The sequence below is a fragment of the Limnospira sp. PMC 1279.21 genome, from assembly GCF_032349615.1.
GTDB lineage: Bacteria > Cyanobacteriota > Cyanobacteriia > Cyanobacteriales > Microcoleaceae > Limnospira > Limnospira fusiformis.
In genome coordinates, this window is the sequence record NZ_JARPLU010000616.1 from 1 (window position 1) to 265 (window position 265).

Genomic DNA, 265 nt, shown 5'->3' on the forward strand with positions numbered 1-265 from the left:
CTCAGTTAAGTCCGGTTGATGAACCAAGAATCCCCGTCGCGTGACTCGCGGGGAGCATGATTTAATCTCAAATTAGGTTAATATTTTAGGGCAATATGGTATAAGAAGCGAGAAGAGTTGAGGATAAACCTATTGCCAGATATGTCAAACCCAAGGAAGCCGCCCAAATCCTTGGAGTCCATGAAAGAATACTCCGCAGATGGGACAAAAATGGCTCAATCGAGACCATCAGAACCCCCGCTGGGCAACGACGATACAACGTTGT

1 protein-coding gene is annotated in these 265 nt (G+C 46.4%); it reads left to right on the forward strand.

The genetic code is table 11. The features are described 5' to 3' along the window. Positions 1-131: 131 nt before the first annotated feature. A partial coding sequence (locus tag P5683_RS26235) for a MerR family DNA-binding transcriptional regulator (RefSeq protein WP_315641349.1) occupies positions 132-265 on the forward strand: 134 nt, incomplete at its 3' end.